Source organism: Pseudomonas fluorescens, from assembly GCF_000967965.1.
GTDB lineage: Bacteria > Pseudomonadota > Gammaproteobacteria > Pseudomonadales > Pseudomonadaceae > Aquipseudomonas > Aquipseudomonas grandcourensis.
Genome location: NZ_LACC01000051.1, coordinates 16,492 through 36,204 on the forward strand (window position 1 = coordinate 16,492; position 19,713 = coordinate 36,204).

At 59.5% G+C, this 19,713-nt stretch carries 17 protein-coding genes and 1 pseudogene; 9 read left to right on the top strand and 9 right to left on the bottom strand.

All coding sequences use genetic code 11. From position 1 onward, the window contains the following. Positions 1-164: 164 nt before the first annotated feature. Positions 165-392, top strand: a pseudogene (locus VC35_RS27380) (DUF6124 family protein); the annotation flags it as partial. A 124-nt stretch (positions 393-516) separates the two neighbouring features. On the opposite strand, the gene VC35_RS27385 reads toward VC35_RS27380, so the two are convergent. Next, complete coding sequence (locus VC35_RS27385) at positions 517-1,653, bottom strand: glycerate kinase (protein WP_046043812.1); 1,137 nt, start codon at positions 1,651-1,653, stop codon at positions 517-519. Between the two features lie 229 nt (positions 1,654-1,882). Continuing rightward, complete coding sequence (locus tag VC35_RS27390) at positions 1,883-3,004, bottom strand: sugar diacid recognition domain-containing protein (protein WP_046043813.1); 1,122 nt, start codon at positions 3,002-3,004, stop codon at positions 1,883-1,885. Positions 3,005-3,174: 170 nt separating this feature from the next. On the opposite strand from VC35_RS27390, the gene VC35_RS27395 reads away from it, so the two are divergent. The 3 genes from VC35_RS27395 to rarD all read left to right on the top strand — a co-directional run bounded on the left by VC35_RS27395 (position 3,175) and on the right by rarD (position 6,775). After that, positions 3,175-4,485 carry an MFS transporter gene (locus VC35_RS27395; RefSeq protein WP_046043814.1) on the top strand — a complete coding sequence of 437 codons (1,311 nt, stop codon included), beginning with the start codon at positions 3,175-3,177 and terminating at the stop codon, positions 4,483-4,485. Positions 4,486-4,683: 198 nt separating this feature from the next. After that, on the top strand, positions 4,684-5,697 hold the full coding sequence (locus VC35_RS27400; protein ID WP_046043815.1) for an aldo/keto reductase: 1,014 nt from the start codon (positions 4,684-4,686) through the stop codon (positions 5,695-5,697). A gap of 196 nt (positions 5,698-5,893) precedes the next feature. After that, on the top strand, positions 5,894-6,775 hold the full coding sequence (gene rarD / locus VC35_RS27405; protein WP_046043816.1) for an EamA family transporter RarD: 882 nt from the start codon (positions 5,894-5,896) through the stop codon (positions 6,773-6,775). Positions 6,776-6,838: 63 nt separating this feature from the next. Here the strand turns inward: rarD and hppD are convergent, their stop codons facing one another. Then, positions 6,839-7,915 (bottom strand): 4-hydroxyphenylpyruvate dioxygenase, encoded by a 1,077-nt coding sequence (hppD, locus tag VC35_RS27410; protein ID WP_046043817.1) that lies wholly within the window; start codon positions 7,913-7,915, stop codon positions 6,839-6,841. A gap of 251 nt (positions 7,916-8,166) precedes the next feature. Further along, positions 8,167-9,111: a DMT family transporter gene (locus VC35_RS27415; RefSeq protein WP_046043819.1), complete on the bottom strand. Its 945-nt coding sequence runs from the start codon at positions 9,109-9,111 to the stop codon at positions 8,167-8,169. A gap of 77 nt (positions 9,112-9,188) precedes the next feature. On the opposite strand from VC35_RS27415, the gene VC35_RS27420 reads away from it, so the two are divergent. The 3 genes from VC35_RS27420 to VC35_RS27430 all read left to right on the top strand — a co-directional run bounded on the left by VC35_RS27420 (position 9,189) and on the right by VC35_RS27430 (position 12,303). Further along, entirely contained in the window at positions 9,189-10,061 is an 873-nt protein-coding gene (locus VC35_RS27420) for a LysR family transcriptional regulator (protein ID WP_046043821.1), read from the top strand. A gap of 112 nt (positions 10,062-10,173) precedes the next feature. Then, on the top strand, positions 10,174-11,706 hold the full coding sequence (locus VC35_RS27425; RefSeq protein ID WP_046043824.1) for an EAL domain-containing protein: 1,533 nt from the start codon (positions 10,174-10,176) through the stop codon (positions 11,704-11,706). Positions 11,707-11,940: 234 nt separating this feature from the next. Continuing rightward, the gene (locus VC35_RS27430) at positions 11,941-12,303 is read left to right on the top strand and encodes a histone-like nucleoid-structuring protein, MvaT/MvaU family (protein WP_008065377.1); all 363 of its coding nucleotides are present in this window, start codon (positions 11,941-11,943) and stop codon (positions 12,301-12,303) included. A 162-nt stretch (positions 12,304-12,465) separates the two neighbouring features. Here VC35_RS27430 and VC35_RS27435 read toward each other — a convergent pair whose 3' ends face one another. Continuing rightward, positions 12,466-12,984, bottom strand: coding sequence for a DUF4946 domain-containing protein (locus VC35_RS27435; RefSeq protein ID WP_046043826.1), 519 nt, complete (start codon positions 12,982-12,984; stop codon positions 12,466-12,468). A gap of 144 nt (positions 12,985-13,128) precedes the next feature. Between VC35_RS27435 and gloA the strand changes: the two genes are divergently transcribed. After that, entirely contained in the window at positions 13,129-13,650 is a 522-nt protein-coding gene (gene gloA, locus VC35_RS27440; protein ID WP_046043827.1) for a lactoylglutathione lyase, read from the top strand. A gap of 57 nt (positions 13,651-13,707) precedes the next feature. On the opposite strand, the gene ahpF is transcribed toward gloA, so the two are convergent. From ahpF to VC35_RS27455, 3 genes are all read right to left on the bottom strand, one after another. Next, the gene (gene ahpF, locus VC35_RS27445) at positions 13,708-15,270 is read right to left on the bottom strand and encodes an alkyl hydroperoxide reductase subunit F (protein ID WP_046043828.1); all 1,563 of its coding nucleotides are present in this window, start codon (positions 15,268-15,270) and stop codon (positions 13,708-13,710) included. 127 nt (positions 15,271-15,397) lie between these two features. Continuing rightward, positions 15,398-15,961 carry an alkyl hydroperoxide reductase subunit C gene (gene ahpC / locus VC35_RS27450; protein WP_007975937.1) on the bottom strand — a complete coding sequence of 188 codons (564 nt, stop codon included), beginning with the start codon at positions 15,959-15,961 and terminating at the stop codon, positions 15,398-15,400. 138 nt (positions 15,962-16,099) lie between these two features. Beyond that, positions 16,100-17,038, bottom strand: a complete 939-nt coding sequence (locus tag VC35_RS27455; protein ID WP_046043830.1) for a site-specific integrase — start codon at positions 17,036-17,038, stop codon at positions 16,100-16,102. A 178-nt stretch (positions 17,039-17,216) separates the two neighbouring features. Between VC35_RS27455 and VC35_RS27460 the strand changes: the two genes are divergently transcribed. Then, on the top strand, positions 17,217-18,227 hold the full coding sequence (locus tag VC35_RS27460) for a DNA-binding protein (RefSeq protein WP_046043832.1): 1,011 nt from the start codon (positions 17,217-17,219) through the stop codon (positions 18,225-18,227). On the opposite strand, the gene gorA is transcribed toward VC35_RS27460, so the two are convergent. Next, a complete protein-coding gene (gene gorA / locus VC35_RS27465; protein ID WP_046043834.1) occupies positions 18,224-19,582 on the bottom strand; it encodes a glutathione-disulfide reductase in 1,359 nt (452 codons plus the stop codon). The genes VC35_RS27460 and gorA overlap by 4 nt on opposite strands. Positions 19,583-19,713: the final 131 nt, after the last annotated feature.

Genomic DNA, 19,713 nt, shown 5'->3' on the forward strand with positions numbered 1-19,713 from the left:
TTCGCGTCACTGCTCATCAGTGATCGGGTTTAGTCGCCCGGCTAAGGTAAAGCGGTCGCACAAGCATCATCAGTCAGGTTTTTGCCTGCGCTTGATGGTAGCTGTGCGCTTGGCGTCCTCGGGCGCGCCGGTTTTGCTTTCCTTGCCGGTCGACTAACTTGCGCACAGCTGCCACCCCCGGTTCACTGTTTACCGTGAACCCTGAAGTGACGACCGAAACCCTGGTGGTTTACCTGGTGGAAACGCTGGCGTCAGTCGACGTGATGGTCCATCAGTTGGTGGATCATCTGGATGGGGGATCGCGCAATGCGCTGCTGGGGATTTCCAACAGCGTGATGCTGGCGGAGATCACGGCGAACCGGGTGCTGGATCAGATTGACCCGCCTGAGTAGGAATGGATGAACCTGTAGGAGCGAGCCTGCTCGCGATAGCGGACTGTCAGTCAACATCAATGCTGACTGATACACCGCCATCGCGAGCAGGCTCACTCCTACAGGTTTTGTGGTGTTCAAACGTTTACCGGCTGGCCACCCGCCAGACCCGCGCCACATCGGTCGCCCGCTCACGCAGCAAACGCGGCGCCTCGGCGCAGGCCTGCTCAAGGGTCATCGGCCCGCTCGCCAAGGCAAACGCAGCGTCGATGCCATGCTCGTACAGTGCCTGATAGCCCTCGCCCAACGTACCGGCGATGACGATGACCGGCACGCCGTGTTCCCGGGCGACCCGCGCCACACCAAAGGGCGTCTTGCCGCGCAGGGTTTGCGCATCGAAACGCCCTTCACCGGTGATCACCAGGTCGGCGCCTGCAACGGCGTCGGCCAGGCCCACGAGTTCGGCTACCACTTCAACGCCCGCCTTGAATTGCGCACCGAGGAACGCCTTGGCAGCAAACCCCAGGCCGCCCGCCGCGCCACTGCCCGGCTCGTCGCGCACGTCCTTGTTCAAGGCTTGCGCGCAATGGTCGGCAAAGTGCCCCAGGGCGCGGTCCAGTTGCTCGACCTGCACGGGCGAGGCGCCTTTTTGCGGGCCGAAGATCGCCGAGGCACCGTGGGGGCCGCACAGAGGATTGTTGACGTCGGCGGCGATGTCGAAGCGCACCTGGGCCAGGCGCGGATCAATCTCGCCCAGGTCAACACGGGCCAACTGCGTTAGGGCGAGGCCGCCCGGTGACAGCGTCTGCCCCTGGAAGTCGAGGAGTTTCACGCCCAAGGCCTGCATGGCACCGGCGCCGCCGTCATTGGTCGCGCTGCCGCCAATCGCCAGGATCACCCGTTGTGCACCGGCATCCAGTGCGGCGCGGATCAATTGCCCGGTCCCGAAGGTGCTGCTGATGCACGCATCCCGTTGCGCCACCGGGACCAATTGCAAACCGCTGGCCTCGGCCATTTCGATGATCGCGGTGTGGCTCTGGGGCAACCAGCCCCAGGCTGCATTCACCGTAGCCCCTAAAGGCCCGCGCACCTCATTGCGGCGCAGTTCGCCATCGCACGCCGCCAGGATCGACTCGACAGTCCCTTCCCCGCCGTCGGCCATCGGGCATTTGATCAATTGGGCATCAGGCCAGACCTGGGCCAATCCCAATGCAATGGCATCGGCCACGCCTTGGGCGCTGAGGCTGTCCTTGAACGAGTCGGGGGCGATCACGATTTTCATGGGAATTCTCCAGTTCCAATGCCCACATGCTGCCAGCCGCCATGAACAATAACGCCGGGCCGCTGCACAAGCGGTGTTGAGGATTATTGTTCATTTCCACAAAGCCCGTGGAGGAACGCATTCCCTGTAGGAGCGAGCCTGCTCGCGATGGCGGAGTGTCAGCGACATCAATGCTGACTGATACGCCGCCATCGCGAGCAGGCTCACTCCTACAGGGGCATTGCCTGGCTCACAGGCTAGTGTCTGTCTGGGGCAGCAATTGCACACCCAGATACAACGCCAGCATGCCGTCCAGCCGCAACGGATCAACCCCGCTCAGCTCGGCAATCCGTTCCATGCGATAGCGCAGGCTGTTGCGGTGGATGCCCAGTGCATCGGCGCAGGCCTGGCTCTGGCCATCGTGTTCGCACCAGCTGCGCAGGGTTGCCAACAGCTGACCGTTGTTGTCCTTGGCAATAACCTTGCGCAGCGGATTGAGCAATTCGTCGAGGGCGTCGTCGTTGCGGTGGCGCCACAGCATCACCGGCAGCCGATAGCGATTGAGCGTCAGCAATCGGGAGCGCGGCAACACTTCGCGCCCGTAGGCCAGCAAGTCACCGACCCGGCGATAGCAGCGACGCAAGCCCGAAAGGCCATCGGCCTGCCCACCCACGGCAATGCGCAGGATGTTCCAGCCCAGGCCGTCGAGCTTGTCCAGCAAGCGCTCGTTCTCCACCGTCTGGCTCGCCGGCCGGCACCAGAGCAACGAGGTCTTGGCCGAGCTCACGCACCAACTGTCGGGGTGACGGCTCGTCAACCAGGCGCTGAGTGCCTCGACTGTTTGCCCCGGAGCGTGCTCCAGGCCCAGTTCGAACAGGTACGGCACCCGGGTCATCTGGGGCTTGAGGCCCAACTGCTGCGCTTCATCGACCAGTCGCGGAGCATCCCCGGCTTCGCTGAGCAACAACGCCAGCAGGTCATCGCAGCGCTGGCGCCGCCATTGCTGTTCGGCCTGCTGATTGCGCTGGCCCACCAGCATTTCGGCGGTCATGCGCACCAGCTCGGCGTAGGTGCGCAGTTGCTCGGGTTCGCCAGTGATACCCAGTACGCCGATCAGGCGCTGATCGAGCATCAGCGGCAGGTTGATGCCCGGCTGCACGCCCTTGAGATGAATCGCCGTCTGCGCATCGATCTCCACCACCCGGCCATTGGCCAAGACCAGTTGCGCGCCTTCATGCCGGGTGTTGACCCGCTCCGGCTCGCCGCTGCCCAGGATCAAGCCCTGGCTGTCCATGACATTGACGTTGTACGGCAGGATGGCCATCGCCCGGTCGACGATGTCCTGGGCCAGGTCGTGATCGAGTTCGAACATGCAAGTGATCCTTGAAGACAGTGATGGAACGGGTTGTTCACCCGCACAGGCCTTGGTTGCAAACCCTGTGCTCAGGCACAAAGACAGCCACCCTGAGGGTGGTCGAGACTCTGGGGGCGATCAACGTTACCCTTTGCATCGCAAAAAATCATAATAAAGAGAGAGCCGCCATGACACAGAGCGCCGTAGCGTCCGACGCCATCGCTGACGACAAAAACGCCGTCTACAAGCGCATCACCCTGCGCTTGATCCCCTTCATTTTCATCTGCTACCTGTTCAACTACCTCGACCGGGTGAACGTTGGGTTTGCCAAACTGCAGATGCTCGACGCGCTGAAGTTCAGCGAGACCGTGTACGGCCTCGGCGCCGGCATCTTCTTTATCGGTTACGTTCTGTGCGGCGTGCCAAGCAACCTGGCGTTGACCAAATTCGGCCCACGGCGCTGGATCGCGCTGATGATGATCACCTGGGGTAGCCTGTCGACCTGCCTGCTGTTCGTCACCACGCCGACCGAGTTCTATACCCTGCGCCTGTTCACCGGCGCGGCCGAAGCCGGGTTCTTCCCGGGCGTGGTGTTGTATCTCTCGCAGTGGTTCCCGACCTTCCGCCGTGGCCGCATCATGGCCTTGTTCATGTCGGCGATCCCGGTCTCCGGCCTGCTCGGCAGTCCGTTCTCCGGCTGGATTCTCAACCACTTCGGCGCAGGCCAAGGTGGTTTGGCTGGCTGGCAGTGGATGTTCATGCTGCAAGGCATTCCCACCGTCATCCTCGGTGCGCTGGCTTACTTCCTGCTCAGCGACAGCTATGCGAACGCCAAGTGGCTGACCCCGTTCGAGCGCTCGGTGCTGGAAGCCGACCACGCCGAAGATCTGGCGAACAAGCCGAAAACCACGACCGATTCGCTGCTGGCGGTGTTCAAGAACCCGGCGATCTGGGCTTTCGGCCTGATCTACTTCTGCATCCAGAGTGGCGTGTACGCAATCAACTTCTGGTTGCCATCGATCATCAAGAACCTGGGCTTCAGCGATAACCTGGTGATCGGCTGGCTCAGTGCGATTCCGTACCTGCTGGCTGCGGTGTTCATGCTGATGGTGGGCCGTTCGGCGGACCTGCGCCAGGAACGTCGTTGGCATTTGGTGGTGCCGATGCTGATGGGGGCACTGGGTCTGCTGATCGCGGTGAACTTCGCCGCCAACCCGGCCATCGCGATTCTCGGCCTGACCATCGCCACCATGGGCGCCCTCACCGGCCTGCCAATGTTCTGGCCGGTGCCGACCGCCCTGCTCAGTGCCGGCGCGGCGGCTGGCGGCCTGGCGCTGATCAACTCGATGGGGCAGATGGCCGGCTTCCTCAGCCCGTACCTGGTGGGTTGGGTCAAGGACAGCACCGGTTCGACCGATGCGGCGTTGTACCTGTTGGCGGGTGTGATTGTCTGCGGCAGTCTGTTGGCACTGCGCATGACCCGTACGCTGCGCGCCTGATCACCACCCATTTCCCCTGTAGGAGCGAGCCTGCTCGCGATAGCGGTTTCACAGTCAACATGGATGTTGGGTGATACTCCGTCATCGCGAGCAGGCACACTCCTACAGTTGATTGGAGTGTGTTTGAGATTTGCGTTTGCTCCCGGCAATGGTTCTGGTATCTGATTGAGCCTTTCCCACTGGTAAAAGGATTTGCTCATGAGCTACCGCACGCTGGGTCATTCGGGTCTGCAGGTGTCCACCCTGACCCTGGGCACCATGATGTTCGGCGAACAGACCAGCGCCGAAGATTCCCTGCGAATCATCGACAAGGCCTGGGACCAGGGCATCAATTTCATCGACACCGCCGACGTCTATACCAACGGCCGTTCCGAGGAGATCGTCGGCGAGGCCATCGCCAGCCGTCGCCATGAATGGGTACTGGCCACCAAGGTCGGCTTCGGTCCCGTGGACGGCGTCCCCAACCGCAGCGGCCTGAGCCGCAAGCATCTGTTCAACGGCATCGATGCCAGCCTGACGCGCCTGGGCACCGACTATCTGGACATCTATTACCTGCATCGCGAAGACCACAATACGCCGCTGGAGGTCACGGTATCGGCCATCGGCGACTTGATCCGCCAGGGCAAGATCCGTTACTGGGGCCTGTCCAACTACCGTGGCTGGCGCATCGCCGAAGTCATTCGCATGGCCGACAAGCTCGGCGTTGACCGGCCGGTGATCAGCCAGCCGCTGTACAACATCGTCAACCGCCAGGCTGAAACCGAGCAGATCACCGCGGCGCAAAACTACGGCCTTGGCGTGGTGCCCTACAGCCCGCTGGCGCGCGGGGTGCTCAGCGGCAAATACGCACCGGATGTAAAACCTGATGCCAACAGCCGGGCCGGGCGCCAGGACAAACGCATCCTGGAAACCGAATGGCGCGTCGAGTCCCTGCGCATCGCCCAGCAAATCCAGCAATACACTCAGGAGCGCGGTGTGGGCATCGTCGAGTTCGCGATTGCCTGGGTGCTGAACAACAGCGCCGTGACCTCGGCCATTGTCGGGCCGCGTACCGAAGCGCAGTGGGACGCCTACACTAAGGCGCAGGCGGTGAAGATCACGGCCGAGGACGAGGTGTTCATCGATTCGCTGGTGACACCGGGGCATGCGTCGACACCGGGGTTCAATGATGTGAGCCATTTTGTGTCGGGGCGTATACCGCGCACTCCCTGAATCAACACAGAACCCATTGTAGGAGCGAGCCTGCTCGCGATAGCGGTACTACATTCAACAGAGATGTTGGCTGAAAGATCGCTATCGCGAGCAGGCTCGCTCCTACAGTTGGACCGTGTTGATTGATTGGTCAATATTCGACGCGAAAACCACGTATCCTCCGCCCCCGTTTCACCTTCAACATCGCGAGGACAGCTTGTCTAAAGGTATCGCTCTATCGGTTTCAGCCTCGGTGCTGTTTGCCGTCATGTATTACTACACGTCGCTGCTCACCCCCTTGAGCGGCGTGGAAATCTTCGGTTGGCGCATGCTGCTGACCGTCCCGTGCATGACCGTGTTCATGGTGGTGTCCGGGGAGTGGAAACGCGTGCTGGAGATCGTTCGGCGCGCCAAGGCCAATCCGAAACTGATGGGCGCGTTGATCGCCTCCTCTGCCCTGCTCGGCGTGCAATTGTGGCTGTTCATGTGGGCACCGTTGAACGGCTACAGCCTCGACGTATCACTCGGCTATTTCCTGCTTCCGCTGACCATGGTCCTGACCGGTCGCCTGGCCTACGGCGAACGCCTGTCCTATCTGCAAAAAGTCGCGGTGGTGTTCGCCTGCCTGGGGGTGGTCAACGAGGTGTATCAGGTCGGTGGTTTTTCCTGGGCGACCTTGCTGGTCTGCATCGGCTATCCGACCTACTTCGTCCTGCGCAAACGGCTGGCGGCGGACAACCTCGGCGGGTTATGGCTGGACATGGCATTGACCCTGCCGGTAGCGTTCTGGTTCGTCCAGAGCGGTGCGCAAGGTTTCGGAGTGTTTGAACAGCATCCATGGTTGTCGCTGTTGATCCCGATGCTCGGCGTGATCAGCGCATCGGCACTGGTGGTCTACATCATTGCCAGTCGCCTGCTGCCGTTCAGCCTGTTCGGCTTGTTGAGCTACGTCGAACCGGTGTTGCTGCTGGGCGTGGCGTTGTTGCTGGGAGAGAGCATCAAGGCCGGTGAGTGGCTGACGTACATTCCGATCTGGATGGCCGTGTTGGTGCTGGTATTCGAAGGGTTCAAGCATCTGGTCCGCCAGCGCAGACCTTAAGGCCACGTAAAACAAATGTGGGAGCGAGCAGGCTCGCTCCCACAGTTTTATCGGTGTAACGGCTTAGTCGGTGGAGAGAACACCACGACGAACCTGGTCACGCTCGATGGATTCGAACAGCGCCTTGAAGTTGCCTTCGCCGAAACCGTCGTCGCCCTTGCGCTGGATGAACTCGAAGAACACCGGCCCCATCAGGGTTTCCGAGAAGATCTGCAACAGCAGACGCTTGTCGCCCGAATCGGACGAACCGTCCAGCAAAATGCCCCGCGCCTGCAGTTCGCCCACCGGCTCGCCGTGGTTCGGCAAACGGCCTTCGAGCATTTCGTAGTAGGTTTCCGGCGGCGCGGTCATGAAGCGCATGCCGATGCTTTTCAGGTGGTCCCAAGTCTTGAGCAGATCATCGGACAGGAACGCAACGTGCTGGATGCCCTCGCCGTTGAACTGCATCAGGAACTCTTCGATCTGGCCGGCGCCCTTGGACGACTCTTCGTTCAGCGGGATGCGGATCATGCCATCGGGTGCGGTCATGGCCTTGGAGGTCAGGCCGGTGTATTCACCCTTGATGTCGAAGTAGCGGATTTCGCGGAAGTTGAACAGCTTCTCGTAGAAGTTGGCCCAGTAGGCCATGCGACCGCGATACACGTTGTGGGTCAGGTGATCGATGATCTTCAGGCCGGCACCGACCGGATGGCGGTCGACGCCTTCGATGAACACGAAGTCGATGTCATAGATCGAGCTGCCTTCGCCGAAACGGTCGATCAGGTACAGCGGCGCACTACCGATGCCTTTGATCGCCGGCAGGTTCAGCTCCATCGGGCCGGTTTCGATGTGGATCGGCTGGGCGCCGAGTTCCAGGGCACGCTTATAGGCTTTTTGCGAATCCTTGACGCGAAACGCCATGCCGCACACCGACGGACCGTGCTCGGCCGCGAAGTACGAGGCGACGCTGTGGGGTTCGTTGTTGAGGATCAGGTTGATCGCGCCCTGGCGATACAGGTGCACGTCCTTGGAACGGTGGGTCGCCACCTTGGTGAAGCCCATGATCTCGAAGATCGGTTCCAGGGTGTTCGGGGTCGGCGATGCGAGCTCGATGAATTCAAAGCCCATCAGGCCCATTGGGTTTTCGTATAAATCTGCCATGGTCGGCGCCTCATCATTTTTTTATCAATTAACAAAGGTTAGTTGTAAGCAATGCTGAGACCGGTGGGTGGCGCACAGGAGATACCCCGCACACTGCGGGCGAGAAAGTCACCGTAGATCAGTTGAAACCCGAATATCTTCATTTTCGACCCAAGGCTCTTGCGGGCGAGGCTTCTGCTGCCAGAAGACGATTATTATTGTATGCGTAACCCGATTCTACACAGCGTAAATCAGTTTGTCCGCCTTCTGTATCAAATCCCCTTTTTCCATAGCCGCGCAAGGGGTTTGTTGCAGAGGAAAATCCCCGCCAGAATCAGCCCGCCACCCAGGCACATGGCCAGCGTCAGCGGCTCATCCAGCAGCAGCGCGCCAAGGACCACCGCCGTCAACGGGTTCAAGGCAATGAACACCCCGGAACGGGTCGCGCCGATCTTGCGGATGCCGTCGTAGTAGCCAATGTACGCCAGCGCCGATCCCAGCACGCCCAGGTACAAAAGGCTCAACCATTGCTGCGTACCCAGTTGGGCGATCGCGGCGACACTCACCTCTCCGCGCACGATGCTGGTGGTCCAGAGCATGACGGTGCCCAGCAGGATCGACCAGGTCACGGTTTGCACCGGTCCCAGGCTGTGGTTCAGCTCTCTGGAGAACAGCGAGTAGACACCCCAGCCGAGGACGCAGCCGAAAATCAGCAGGTCGCCGAGCCAGGCATCGACACCGCCGGCCAGTAGTTGCGGGTCGCGACTGACGATCACCATGCTCGCGCCCGCCATGCAGATCGCAATGCCGACGACTTTGGCCCGGTTCAAACGCTCCTTGAACAACAGCCAGGACGCCAGGCCGATCACCGCCGGATTCAGCGCCACGATCAAGGACGCCCGTGAAGCGCTGATGTAATGCAGGCCGTAAAAGAAGCACAGGTTGTAGAAAAAGATCCCGAAAAAGCCAAGCAATGACAGTTGCAGCCATTGCCGGGGGTTGGGCCGGACCAGCGGTGTGCGCGCCATGCTTATAAACAGCAGCAACGCCAGGCTGGCCAGCAGAAACCGCAGGCTGGCCGCCAGTAACGGGCTGAGGCTACCAGCCAGATAGCGTCCGGCGACGAAGGTGCCACCCCACACCATGGTGACCGCCGCCAGTTTCAGATACACCGGCAGATCCGAGGGTTTTGCCAGGCTTTGCTCACAGATCGTCATGGATTCCAGGACCGGATGTTGGAGAGATGCCGTATCATTCAGCTAATACCCAGTCATCGTAAAATGAGCAAACACTCATGACCTTCACTCAACTGGAGATTTTCTCCCTGGTGGCCGAACTCCACGGTTTCACGGCAGCGGCCAATCGCCTGGGTATTTCCCAATCGGCGGTGTCCCATGCGTTGAAGTCCCTGGAACTGGAGTTGGGTGTCGAACTGTTGCGCCGCCATCAATCCCAGGTCGAACTGAGCGACATTGGCCAGCAGTTATTGCTGCGCGCCCGGGCGATGCTCGGCCTGGCCAACACCCTGCGCCAGGAAGCGGCCGATGCGCGGGGCATGAAACGCGGCACGCTGCGCATCGGCTCCTTCGGCCCGACCTCTTCGATCAAATTGCTGCCGTTGATTCTGCAGCAGTACCGCGCAGACCATCCCGGCATCGAGGTGCATATCGACGAAGGCCCCGACCGCCAGGTGCTCCAGTGGCTGGAGGAACGACGGATCGACATCGGCTTTGTGGTATTGCCCGAGGAGCGTTTCGACACGGTCGCGCTGATCGAAGACCAGATGGTTGCGCTGCTGCCCGCCGGCCACCCGTTGGCGATTCACGACAGCCTGAGCCTGAAGGACCTGTGCGATTTCCCGTTCGTGCTGACCGAGGCCGGTTCTTCGGAGCTGGTTTCACGCCTGTTCACGGCGGCCCGACTGACGCCCAACATCCGTTATCGCTGCTCGCAGTTGATCAGCACCCTGGATGTCGTCGCTCGTGGCGACGCAGTGACGGTGGTTGCCGAAGGTTCATTGCCCGAACAGATTGACCGCCGCTGGGTGAAAAAACCACTGTCGCCGGCAGTGTTGCGGCAGGTCGGCCTGGCAGTGCTCGATCGACGCCAGGCATCACCGGCGACACTGGCCTTTATCAAGCTGGCCGAAAGCCTTGACTTGCGTTGAGCCGCATAACCGCCAACGGCCAACTATCATTGGCCATACCCGAACTCTTCATGGGAGGCGTTTTGCCCTGCCATCATTTGAGAGCCTTATTTCTTCGTGACAGGATTCGCGAATGCCGTTGAAAGCCAAAACCCGCAGTCGCAGAAAAAAAATTGCGGTCACCCTGATCAGTGGATTGCTCCCGGTACTGCTGGGGGCTGCCATTCTTTACCTGCAAGCAGGGCGTGCGCTCCAACAAGACACCCAGCAAACCGCCGAAGAAGCGATTCGCCAGTTCGACCTGATGCTCGACAGCACCGCCCAGGCCGCTCGTGAATTGCTACCACTGGCGGGCCAAAGTTGCAGTGACATCAAACTGGCGCTGCGCGAGCAGGTCACCCGCCGCCCCTTCGTGCGCTCAACCAATCTGGTGTGGGACAACAACCTCTATTGCAGCTCTCTGTTCGGCGACTACCAGGAGACGGTCAACCCCGGTGACTACACCCAGGGCGCCTTATGGCTCATGAGCGGCAATCCGGTAACGCCCAACACCGCCTTGCTGGTGTACCGCCTGAGCGAAGGAAAAAAAGGCGCGTTGACGACCATCGATGGTTATCACTTGAGCAATATCCTGCGCCTGATCGGCCGCAAGACCTTGCTGTTGCTGCAAGTCGGCCCGGACTGGTTGTCCGCCGACGGCAAGTTTCATACGGGCGCTGCGCCCGAGTTGCCCGTTGCGCAAAGTCGTTTGACCTCCGGGCACTATGCTTTTGCCGTGGAAGCCGGTTTCCCCAAAGGCGAAACCTGGCGCTACATGAGCAGCGAATATCCACCGCTGTTCAGCCTGCTGATTTTCTTCGGTGTGATTGCCGGGGCAATCGGTCACTTCCTGCAAAAACGCTCGTCGTCACCCACCTATGAAATGCAGCGGGCACTGGAAGCCAAAGAGTTCATTCCGTATTTCCAGCCCGTGGTGCATGGCGACAGCAAAAGCTGGTCCGGCGCTGAAGTGCTGATGCGCTGGCAACATCCGAAGGAAGGCCTGGTGCGTCCGGATCTGTTCATTCCGTTCGCCGAACACTCCGGGCTGATCGTACCGATGACCCGCTCGCTGATGCGACAAACCGCCGCCCTGCTCGCACCGCAATCGGCCAGCTTCAACAAGCCGTTTCACGTTGGCATCAACATCACCGCCAGCCATTGCCAGGACCTGGAACTGGTCAAGGATTGCCGCGAGTTCCTCGATGCCTTCGAGCCGGGCTCGATCCATCTGGTACTGGAGCTGACCGAACGTGAACTGATCGAGCCCACGGCCATTACCCTGCAATTGTTCGAGCAACTTCGCGAACTGGGCGTGAAAATCGCCATCGACGACTTCGGCACGGGCCACTCAAGCCTTGGCTACCTGCGGCAGTTCAATGTCGATTTTCTGAAAATCGACCAGAGTTTTGTCGCCATGATCGGCGTCGACACACTCTCGAGCCACATCCTCGACAGCATCATCGAATTGGCGGTCAAACTCGACCTTGCCCTGGTGGCCGAAGGTGTCGAAACCCGTGAGCAGAGTGATTACCTGAGCGTTCACCAGGTCAACTTCCTGCAAGGTTATCTGTTCGGAAAACCCATGCCCGGCGCGGAATTCATTAGTGCATTAAGCGACCATTAACTCGCGAATTTAATCGCCAAAACAAACGATTAGCCGCACCAATTTGAATCAAAACACTACTGACGTTACATGAAGAAAAAGACAGGATTTACTCTTGGCCAATTAACTACTACAATTTTTCATGCCTGCGCTAAATTGGCAGGTGAGCCACTATCACCGAGTCGCTTCAAGGCTCTTGGCTTATAGCTTTGTTTGCGGTTGGTATCAGCCAAACACACTATTGGAGTAAAGATATTGTCCAGACTCGCTGAATTTCGTGCAGCCGAAAAGGCCCTTCAAGAACAGCTCAAGCAGTTGGAATCCCTGAAGAACGATGCCGGGCTCAAGAAAGAAATCGAATTCGAAGAAAAGCTCCAGGGCTTGATGAAAACCTATGGCAAGAGCCTGCGCGACATCATCGCCATTCTCGACCCTAACCCGGCAAAATCCGGCCTGCAGCAGGCAGCACCTAAAACCCGCCGCGCCCGTGTGGTCAAGGTTTATCAGAACCCGCACACCGGCGAGCTGATTGAAACCAAGGGCGGCAACCACCGCGGCCTGAAAGCCTGGAAAGAACAGTACGGTGCAGCCACCGTTGATTCCTGGCTGCGCGGCTAACTCTCGCGGCGACAAAAAAGCCCTGCTCATGCAGGGCTTTTTCATGGGCCATCTAAAACCCGAGGCGGACACCGCACAATTACCCGACTGCCACCAACTTTGTGCTTAATCCATTTGGATATCTAAAATTTTCTTCATGCATCGAAAAAGCACTGTCGCTTACTAAAGTTTCAAGCTGTTACGGGCTGCGTCTATTTCATCCTGGCTCGTCTTATAAGCCTCGGCCTGCCCTGCGTAGGAAAGAACATAGGCTTTATCGGCATCCACTGCGGCCACCAATGTTTGCGAAAGCACATGCCGGCCGTTTTGCGTGATGGTGCAGGTTGTTTCCAGCGCTGCCAATCGACTCAAGGTAGTCGAATGAATGCGCGTGCAGACACTTTGATACCCGCCCTGAAAGAAGTCTTTTTGAACCGACTTGCGCATCTCCAGCAATACGCCTTCGAGGTTTACCTGATGATCGCTTTGCACCGGGCTCATGGTCAGTTCCATCACCATGAGCGGCGATCCATTCTGATCATTTTTCACCGCCCGCTGGCGACTGACTCCCGACGCCGATTCAGGCACTTCTTCGACCTGCCAGCCTTGCGGCCAGGTGATTACTGGCGCATCGGCGCGAACAACGCCAGCCAGCGAAAACACGCTCAGCAGGATGAACAGCACGTTACGAAATCGAATCATTGCAATGGGCACTCAAGGATCAAGCCGTAAAGTCTGGGCCCAGGCCGGCTGTCAGGCAATAGCGGACTGTTTGGGTTTGGCGATGTCCGAACCCTTGCGTATCATTGTCGCCATTCGTTAGCCCACATATTTCCCGGAGGGCCCATGAGCCTGCACGAATTGAACACCTTCCCCGGCGTCACCGCCGAACCGGACGCTGCCACACAGAAATTTGTCTTCAACCACACCATGCTGCGGGTCAAGGACATCACCAAGTCCCTGGACTTCTACACACGCATTCTAGGCTTTACCCTGGTGGAAAAACGCGACTTCCCGGAAGCCGAGTTCAGCCTGTATTTCCTGGCGCTGGTGGACAAGAACCAGATCCCGGCCGACGCCGCTACGCGCACCGAGTGGATGAAATCGATCCCCGGCATCCTGGAGCTGACCCACAACCACGGCACCGAGAACGATGCGGATTTCGCCTACCACAATGGCAACACCGACCCGCGCGGTTTCGGCCACATCTGCATCTCGGTACCAGACATCGTCGCCGCCTGCGAGCGCTTTGAAGCACTGGGCTGCGATTTCCAGAAGCGCCTGAGCGATGGCCGCATGAAGAGCCTGGCGTTCATCAAGGATCCGGACGCCTACTGGGTCGAGATCATTCAGCCGGCTCCGTTATAAAGCAAAATAAAAAACCCCATGATCACTCATGGGGTTTTGAGTTTTCAGCGCCTGGGATTATGCCGGGGCGGAAGTCCGGATCAAGTGATCGAAAGCGCTCAGGGAAGCCTTAGCGCCCTCGCCCACCGCAATCACGATCTGCTTGTACGGCACGGTCGTCACGTCGCCAGCGGCGAACACACCCGGCACCGACGTTTCACCGCGAGCGTCGACGATGATCTCGCCACGGGGCGACAACTCGATGGTGCCTTTGAGCCAATCGGTGTTGGGCAGCAGTCCGATCTGCACAAAGATCCCTTCCAGTTCCACGCTGCGCAATTCATCGCTGTGACGATCCTTGTAGCGCAGGCCGTTGACCTTCTGGCCGTCGCCGGTGACTTCAGTGGTTTGCGCACTGGTGATCACGGTGACGTTCGGCAGGCTGTGCAACTTGCGCTGCAACACCGCATCGGCACGCAACTGCACGTCGAACTCCAGCAGCGTGACATGGGACACGATACCGGCCAGGTCGATGGCCGCTTCGACGCCGGAGTTACCACCACCAATCACCGCCACGCGCTTGCCCTTGAACAGCGGACCGTCGCAGTGCGGGCAGTACGCAACGCCTTTGTTGCGGTATTGCTGCTCGCCCGGCACGTTCATTTCACGCCACCGTGCGCCGGTTGCGAGGATCACGGTCTTGGCCTTGAGCTTCGCGCCGCTGGCGAAGTGGACTACGTGCAACTCACCTTCTTTGCCAGTGATCAATTTGTCTGCGCGTTGCAGATTCATGATATCCACGTCGTACTGTTTGACGTGCTCCTCCAGGGCCACGGCCAGCTTCGGCCCTTCGGTTTCCTGCACCGAGATAAAGTTCTCGATGGCCATGGTATCCAGCACCTGCCCACCAAAACGCTCAGCCGCGACACCTGTGCGGATGCCTTTACGGGCCGCGTAGATCGCCGCCGAAGCACCGGCCGGGCCACCGCCGACCACCAGCACGTCAAAGGCATCCTTGGCGCTAATCTTCTCGGCCTGGCGTTCGATGCCGCTGGTGTCGATCTTGGCGAGGATTTCCTCCAGGCCCATCCGACCCTGGCCGAAGTTCACACCGTTGAGGTAGATGCTTGGGACCGCCATGATCTGGCGCTCATCGACTTCGGCCTGGAACAATGCACCGTCAATGGCGACGTGGCGAATGTTCGGGTTCAGTACCGCCATCAGGTTCAGTGCCTGGACCACGTCCGGGCAGTTCTGGCAGGACAGCGAGAAGTAAGTCTCGAAGTTGAACTCGCCCTTGAGCGAGCGGATCTGTTCGATCACTTCGACACTGGCTTTGGACGGGTGGCCGCCGACTTGCAGCAAGGCCAGCACCAAGGACGTGAATTCGTGGCCCATCGGGATGCCGGCGAAACGCAGGCTGATATCGGCGCCCGGGCGATTGATCGAGAACGACGGCTTGCGTGCATCATCGCCGTTGTCGAGCAAAGTAATCTGGGTGGAAAGACTGGCAACGTCTTTCAACAGTTCGAGCATTTCCTGGGATTTCGCACCGTCGTCGAGGGAAGCAACGATCTCGATCGGCTGGGTGACCCGTTCCAGGTACGATTTCAACTGGGCTTTAAGATTGGTGTCCAACATACGGGCGATTTCCTTGAATTCTTGAGACAAAAAAACGCCCGAGCGAATCTCGCCCGGGCGTTTTTATTGGGCGGTGCAGCTTGCTTAGAAGGTGCGGAAGTCCGCCCTGATGAAGCGCGTCACAGACTTAGATCTTGCCGACCAGGTCCAGGGACGGTGCCAGAGTGGCCTCGCCTTCTTTCCACTTGGCCGGGCAAACCTGGCCTGGGTGAGCGGCGACGTACTGGGCAGCCTTGATCTTGCGCAGCAACTCGGAAGCGTCACGGCCTACACCACCGTCGTTCAGTTCAACGATCTTGATCTGGCCTTCAGGGTTGATCACGAAGGTGCCACGGTCAGCCAGGCCTGCTTCTTCGATCAGCACGTCGAAGTTGCGGGAGATGGCGTGGGTCGGGTCGCCGATCATGGTGTACTGGATCTTGCCGATGGCTGGCGAAGTGTTGTGCCAGGCAGCGTGGGCGAAATGGGTATCGGTGGAAACGCTGTAGATCTCGACGCCCAGCTTCTGGAACGCGTCGTAGTTGTCGGCCAGGTCTTCCAGTTCAGTCGGGCAGACGAAGGTAAAGTCGGCCGGGTAGAAGAACACCACAGACCACTTGCCTTTGAGGTCAGCGTCCGAGACTTTTACGAAGTCGCCATTTTTGAATGCGTCAGCTTTGAAGGGTTTAACTTGGCTGTTGATGATAGGCATCGTTGACTCTCCGTCAGGGGTTAAGAAGTTGATGGAGAGAACTTTACCCACTCGACGGACGGTTGGCTCATTGGCAAACCTGATGCTGCTGATTGGCTTTCGCTATTAGCCAGCGGTATTAATAGAAGAAAACGGTATCTAGGGTGACACGGGCTTTTCCGTGATGCGCGCCATGCCGAGGAACGGACTGGCCTCGATGTAACGCATGGCCGACTTCATGTCCTTCCAACCCACATAGCTCATCAGCGACTTCAGGTCCCAGCCACTCTGATGCGCCCAGGTGGCAAAACCGCGACGCAAGGAGTGGCTGGTATAAAGCTCGCCGGCAATACCTGCCCGCGCCAACGCCTGACGCAATAACGGAATCACGCTGTTGGCGTGCAATCCCTCCTCGCCCAGATGCCCCCAGCGGTCGATGCCACGGAACACCGGCCCACGCACCAGTGCTGCCTCGGTAATCCAGTCGATATAAGCCTGCACCGGACACAAGCGTTGCAAGGCCGGCGTATGGTAGGTCTTGCCGAGGTTGTCGCGATCACTCTTGCTGCGCGGCAGATAGAGACTGATGCCGGAACCGGCGTTGGCCTGCACGTGTTCCACCTGGAGCCGGCACAACTCATCACTGCGAAAGCCCCGCCAGAAGCCCAGCAGGATCAGGGCCATGTCGCGCCTGGCCCGCAGTAGACCCGGTCGGTCGCCTGCGACCCTGGCTGTCTGCACTTCTTGCTCCAGGCAACTGACCACCTGCTCCAGATGTTGAAGCTGCAAGGGTTCGGCTTGTTTTTCCTGGGCCGGGTGCAACGCGCGAATGCCCTTGAATACCTTGCGCACCACTGGCGCCTTGGTGGGATCGGCAAACCCCTGGCTGTTGTGCCACTGCGCCAATGCCGACAAGCGCAGTTTCAGTGTGTTGATCGACAACACTCCGGCATGGGCCACCAGGTAGCGCGCCACGCTGTCGCCGGTGGCCGGCAGAAAACCGCCCCACGTGACTTCGAAATGCTCGATGGCTGCGCGATAGCTGCGACGGGTGTTGTCGCGCGTCGCCGCTTGCAGGTAACGATCCAGCTCGGTCATGGGGTCAACTCTTGAATTCATACCGCTTTGACGGGTCAAAAACCGGTACTGGGTGCATCACACGGGGTAATACCAGTATATCCCGTGTTAGTTACGTTCAGTATTTAACTTTATAAATTGAATGGTACAATGTGTATTTACGTGGTACGTACCACATCATCAAAACCCTGGAGATCTCATGGCACGCGGCGGTGTAAATAAAGCGGTGGTTCAAGCCGCTCGGTTGGCGATCCTCGCCCGCGGCGAAAACCCCAGCATCGATGCCGTACGGATCGAGATGGGCAATACCGGCTCGAAAACCACGATCCATCGCTACCTCAAGGAACTCGACGACAGGGTCGAACCTGTCGAGGCACCGACAGAACCGATCGACGACGAACTGATGGCGCTGGTGGCGCGGCTCGCGCAACGACTCAAGGAGCAGGCGCAGGAGCCCATCGACCAGGCGCGCACGCAGTACGAGGACCAACGCAAAGCGCTGGATAACCAGCTCAGCGAAGCGCAAGAGGCCAACAGCGAACTGCACCAGCAATATGAATTTCAAAGCCTGGCGCTGACCCAGGAGTCCGAGGCCCTGCAAGAAACCCGTGCCATGCTGCAAACGGAGCAAACCCGCAACGCCGGGTTGAACCAGGCGCTGGCCGATTTCGAACTGCGTTTGAAGGACAAGGACGAGCAGATCCGCTCCCTTGAAGAAAAACACCTGCACACTCGCGACGCGCTGGAGCACTACCGCAATGCGGTCAAGGAACAGCGCGAACAGGAAATGAGTCGCCACGAAGGCCAGGTGCAACAGCTACAGATGGAGCTGCGCCAGGCACAACAAAGCGCGCTGGTACGCCAGGATGAAATCACCCAGCTGCACCGCGACAACGAACGCTTGCTGACTGAAAACCGCGGCACCCTGCGCGAGCTGAGCCTGCTGCAAGAACAGCTCAAGCAAAGTAATACCCGCCAGGATCAGCTGCTGGAACAAACCACCCGCGTCGACGGCGAACGCACCCTCCTCCAGGAACGCCTGCGCGTCGCCCTGCTGGAAAGCCAGGCACTCAAACAGAACGTCGACGAGCAGTCGCTGCTCAACAGGTCACTGGAAATGGATCTGGCCAAGACCCGGGCGGATCTGGAAGAACGCGCGCGTCTGGCCGCGACCCTTGCGGCAGCGGCAGACGCAGCGAAGGACGTTTAACCGGCGACCGGCGTACGCATGGTGACGAACTCTTCGGCGGCCGTCGGGTGCACCCCGATGGTTTCGTCGAAGTCGCGCTTGGTGGCGCCGGCCTTCAAGGCAATCGCCAGACCCTGGACGATTTCACCGGCTTCCGGGCCGACCATGTGGCAACCCAAGACCTTGTCGGTCCTGGCGTCCACCACCAGTTTCATCAGCGTGCGCTCCTGGCATTCGGTCAGGGTCAGCTTCATCGGCCGGAAGCGGCTTTCGAAGATCTGCACGTCGTGGCCGGCTTCGCGAGCCTCCTCCTCGGTCAAACCGACGGTGCCGATGTTCGGCAGGCTGAACACCGCCGTTGGGATCATCTTGTAATCCACCGGACGATACTGCTCTGGTTTGAACAGGCGCCGTGCAACCGCCATGCCTTCAGCCAGGGCCACCGGTGTCAGCTGAACACGCCCGATCACATCGCCCAGCGCCAGGATCGACGGCTCGGCGGTTTGATACAGCTCGTCGACCTCGACAAAGCCTTTCCTGTCGAGTTTGACCCCGGTGTTTTCCAGCCCCAGATTGTCCAGCATCGGACGACGACCCGTAGCGTAGAACACGCAATCGGCTTCCAGTTGGCGACCATCCTTGAGCGTGACTTTCAGGCTGCCATCGGCCTGCTTCTCGATGCGCTCGATGTCCGCATTGAATTGCAGGTCCATGCCGCGCTTGGTCAACTCTTCCTGCAAATGCTTGCGCACGGAACCGTCGAAGCCGCGCAGGAACAACTCGCCGCGATACAGCAGCGTGGTCTTGGCACCCAAACCGTGGAAGATCCCGGCGAACTCGACCGCAATGTAGCCACCGCCCACCACCAGCACACGCCTGGGCAGCTCTTTGAGGAAGAACGCCTGGTTGGAACTGATCGCATGCTCGTGCCCCGGAATCTCCGGAATCTGCGGCCAACCACCGGTAGCGATCAGGATATTTTTGGCGGTAAAGCGCTCGCCATTGATCTCGACCTGATGCGGATCGACGATCTTCGCGTGCCCCTCATGCAAGGTCACGCCACTGTTGACCAGCAGGTTGCGATAAATGCCATTGAGGCGATTGATCTCGCGGTCCTTGTTGGCGATCAATGTCGGCCAGTCGAACTGCGCTTCATCCAGGCTCCAGCCAAAACCCGAAGCCTGCTCGAAGTCTTCGGCGAAATGCGCCCCGTAGACCAGCAATTTTTTCGGCACGCAGCCGACGTTCACACAGGTCCCGCCCAGGTAGCGGCTCTCGGCCACGGCCACTTTCGCGCCGAACCCGGCGGCAAACCGCGCAGCCCGCACACCGCCGGAACCGGCACCAATCACATAAAGGTCAAAATCGTAGGCCATTTTCAATCTCCTCGGCAGGTGACCAGCATACCCGCAGACATTTGTTGGGCAAGCGCTGCAGTCGATATGGGCCTGAATCGAGTAGGAGGCGGATTTACATCCGCCGTCCTCTCACACCACCGTACGTACGG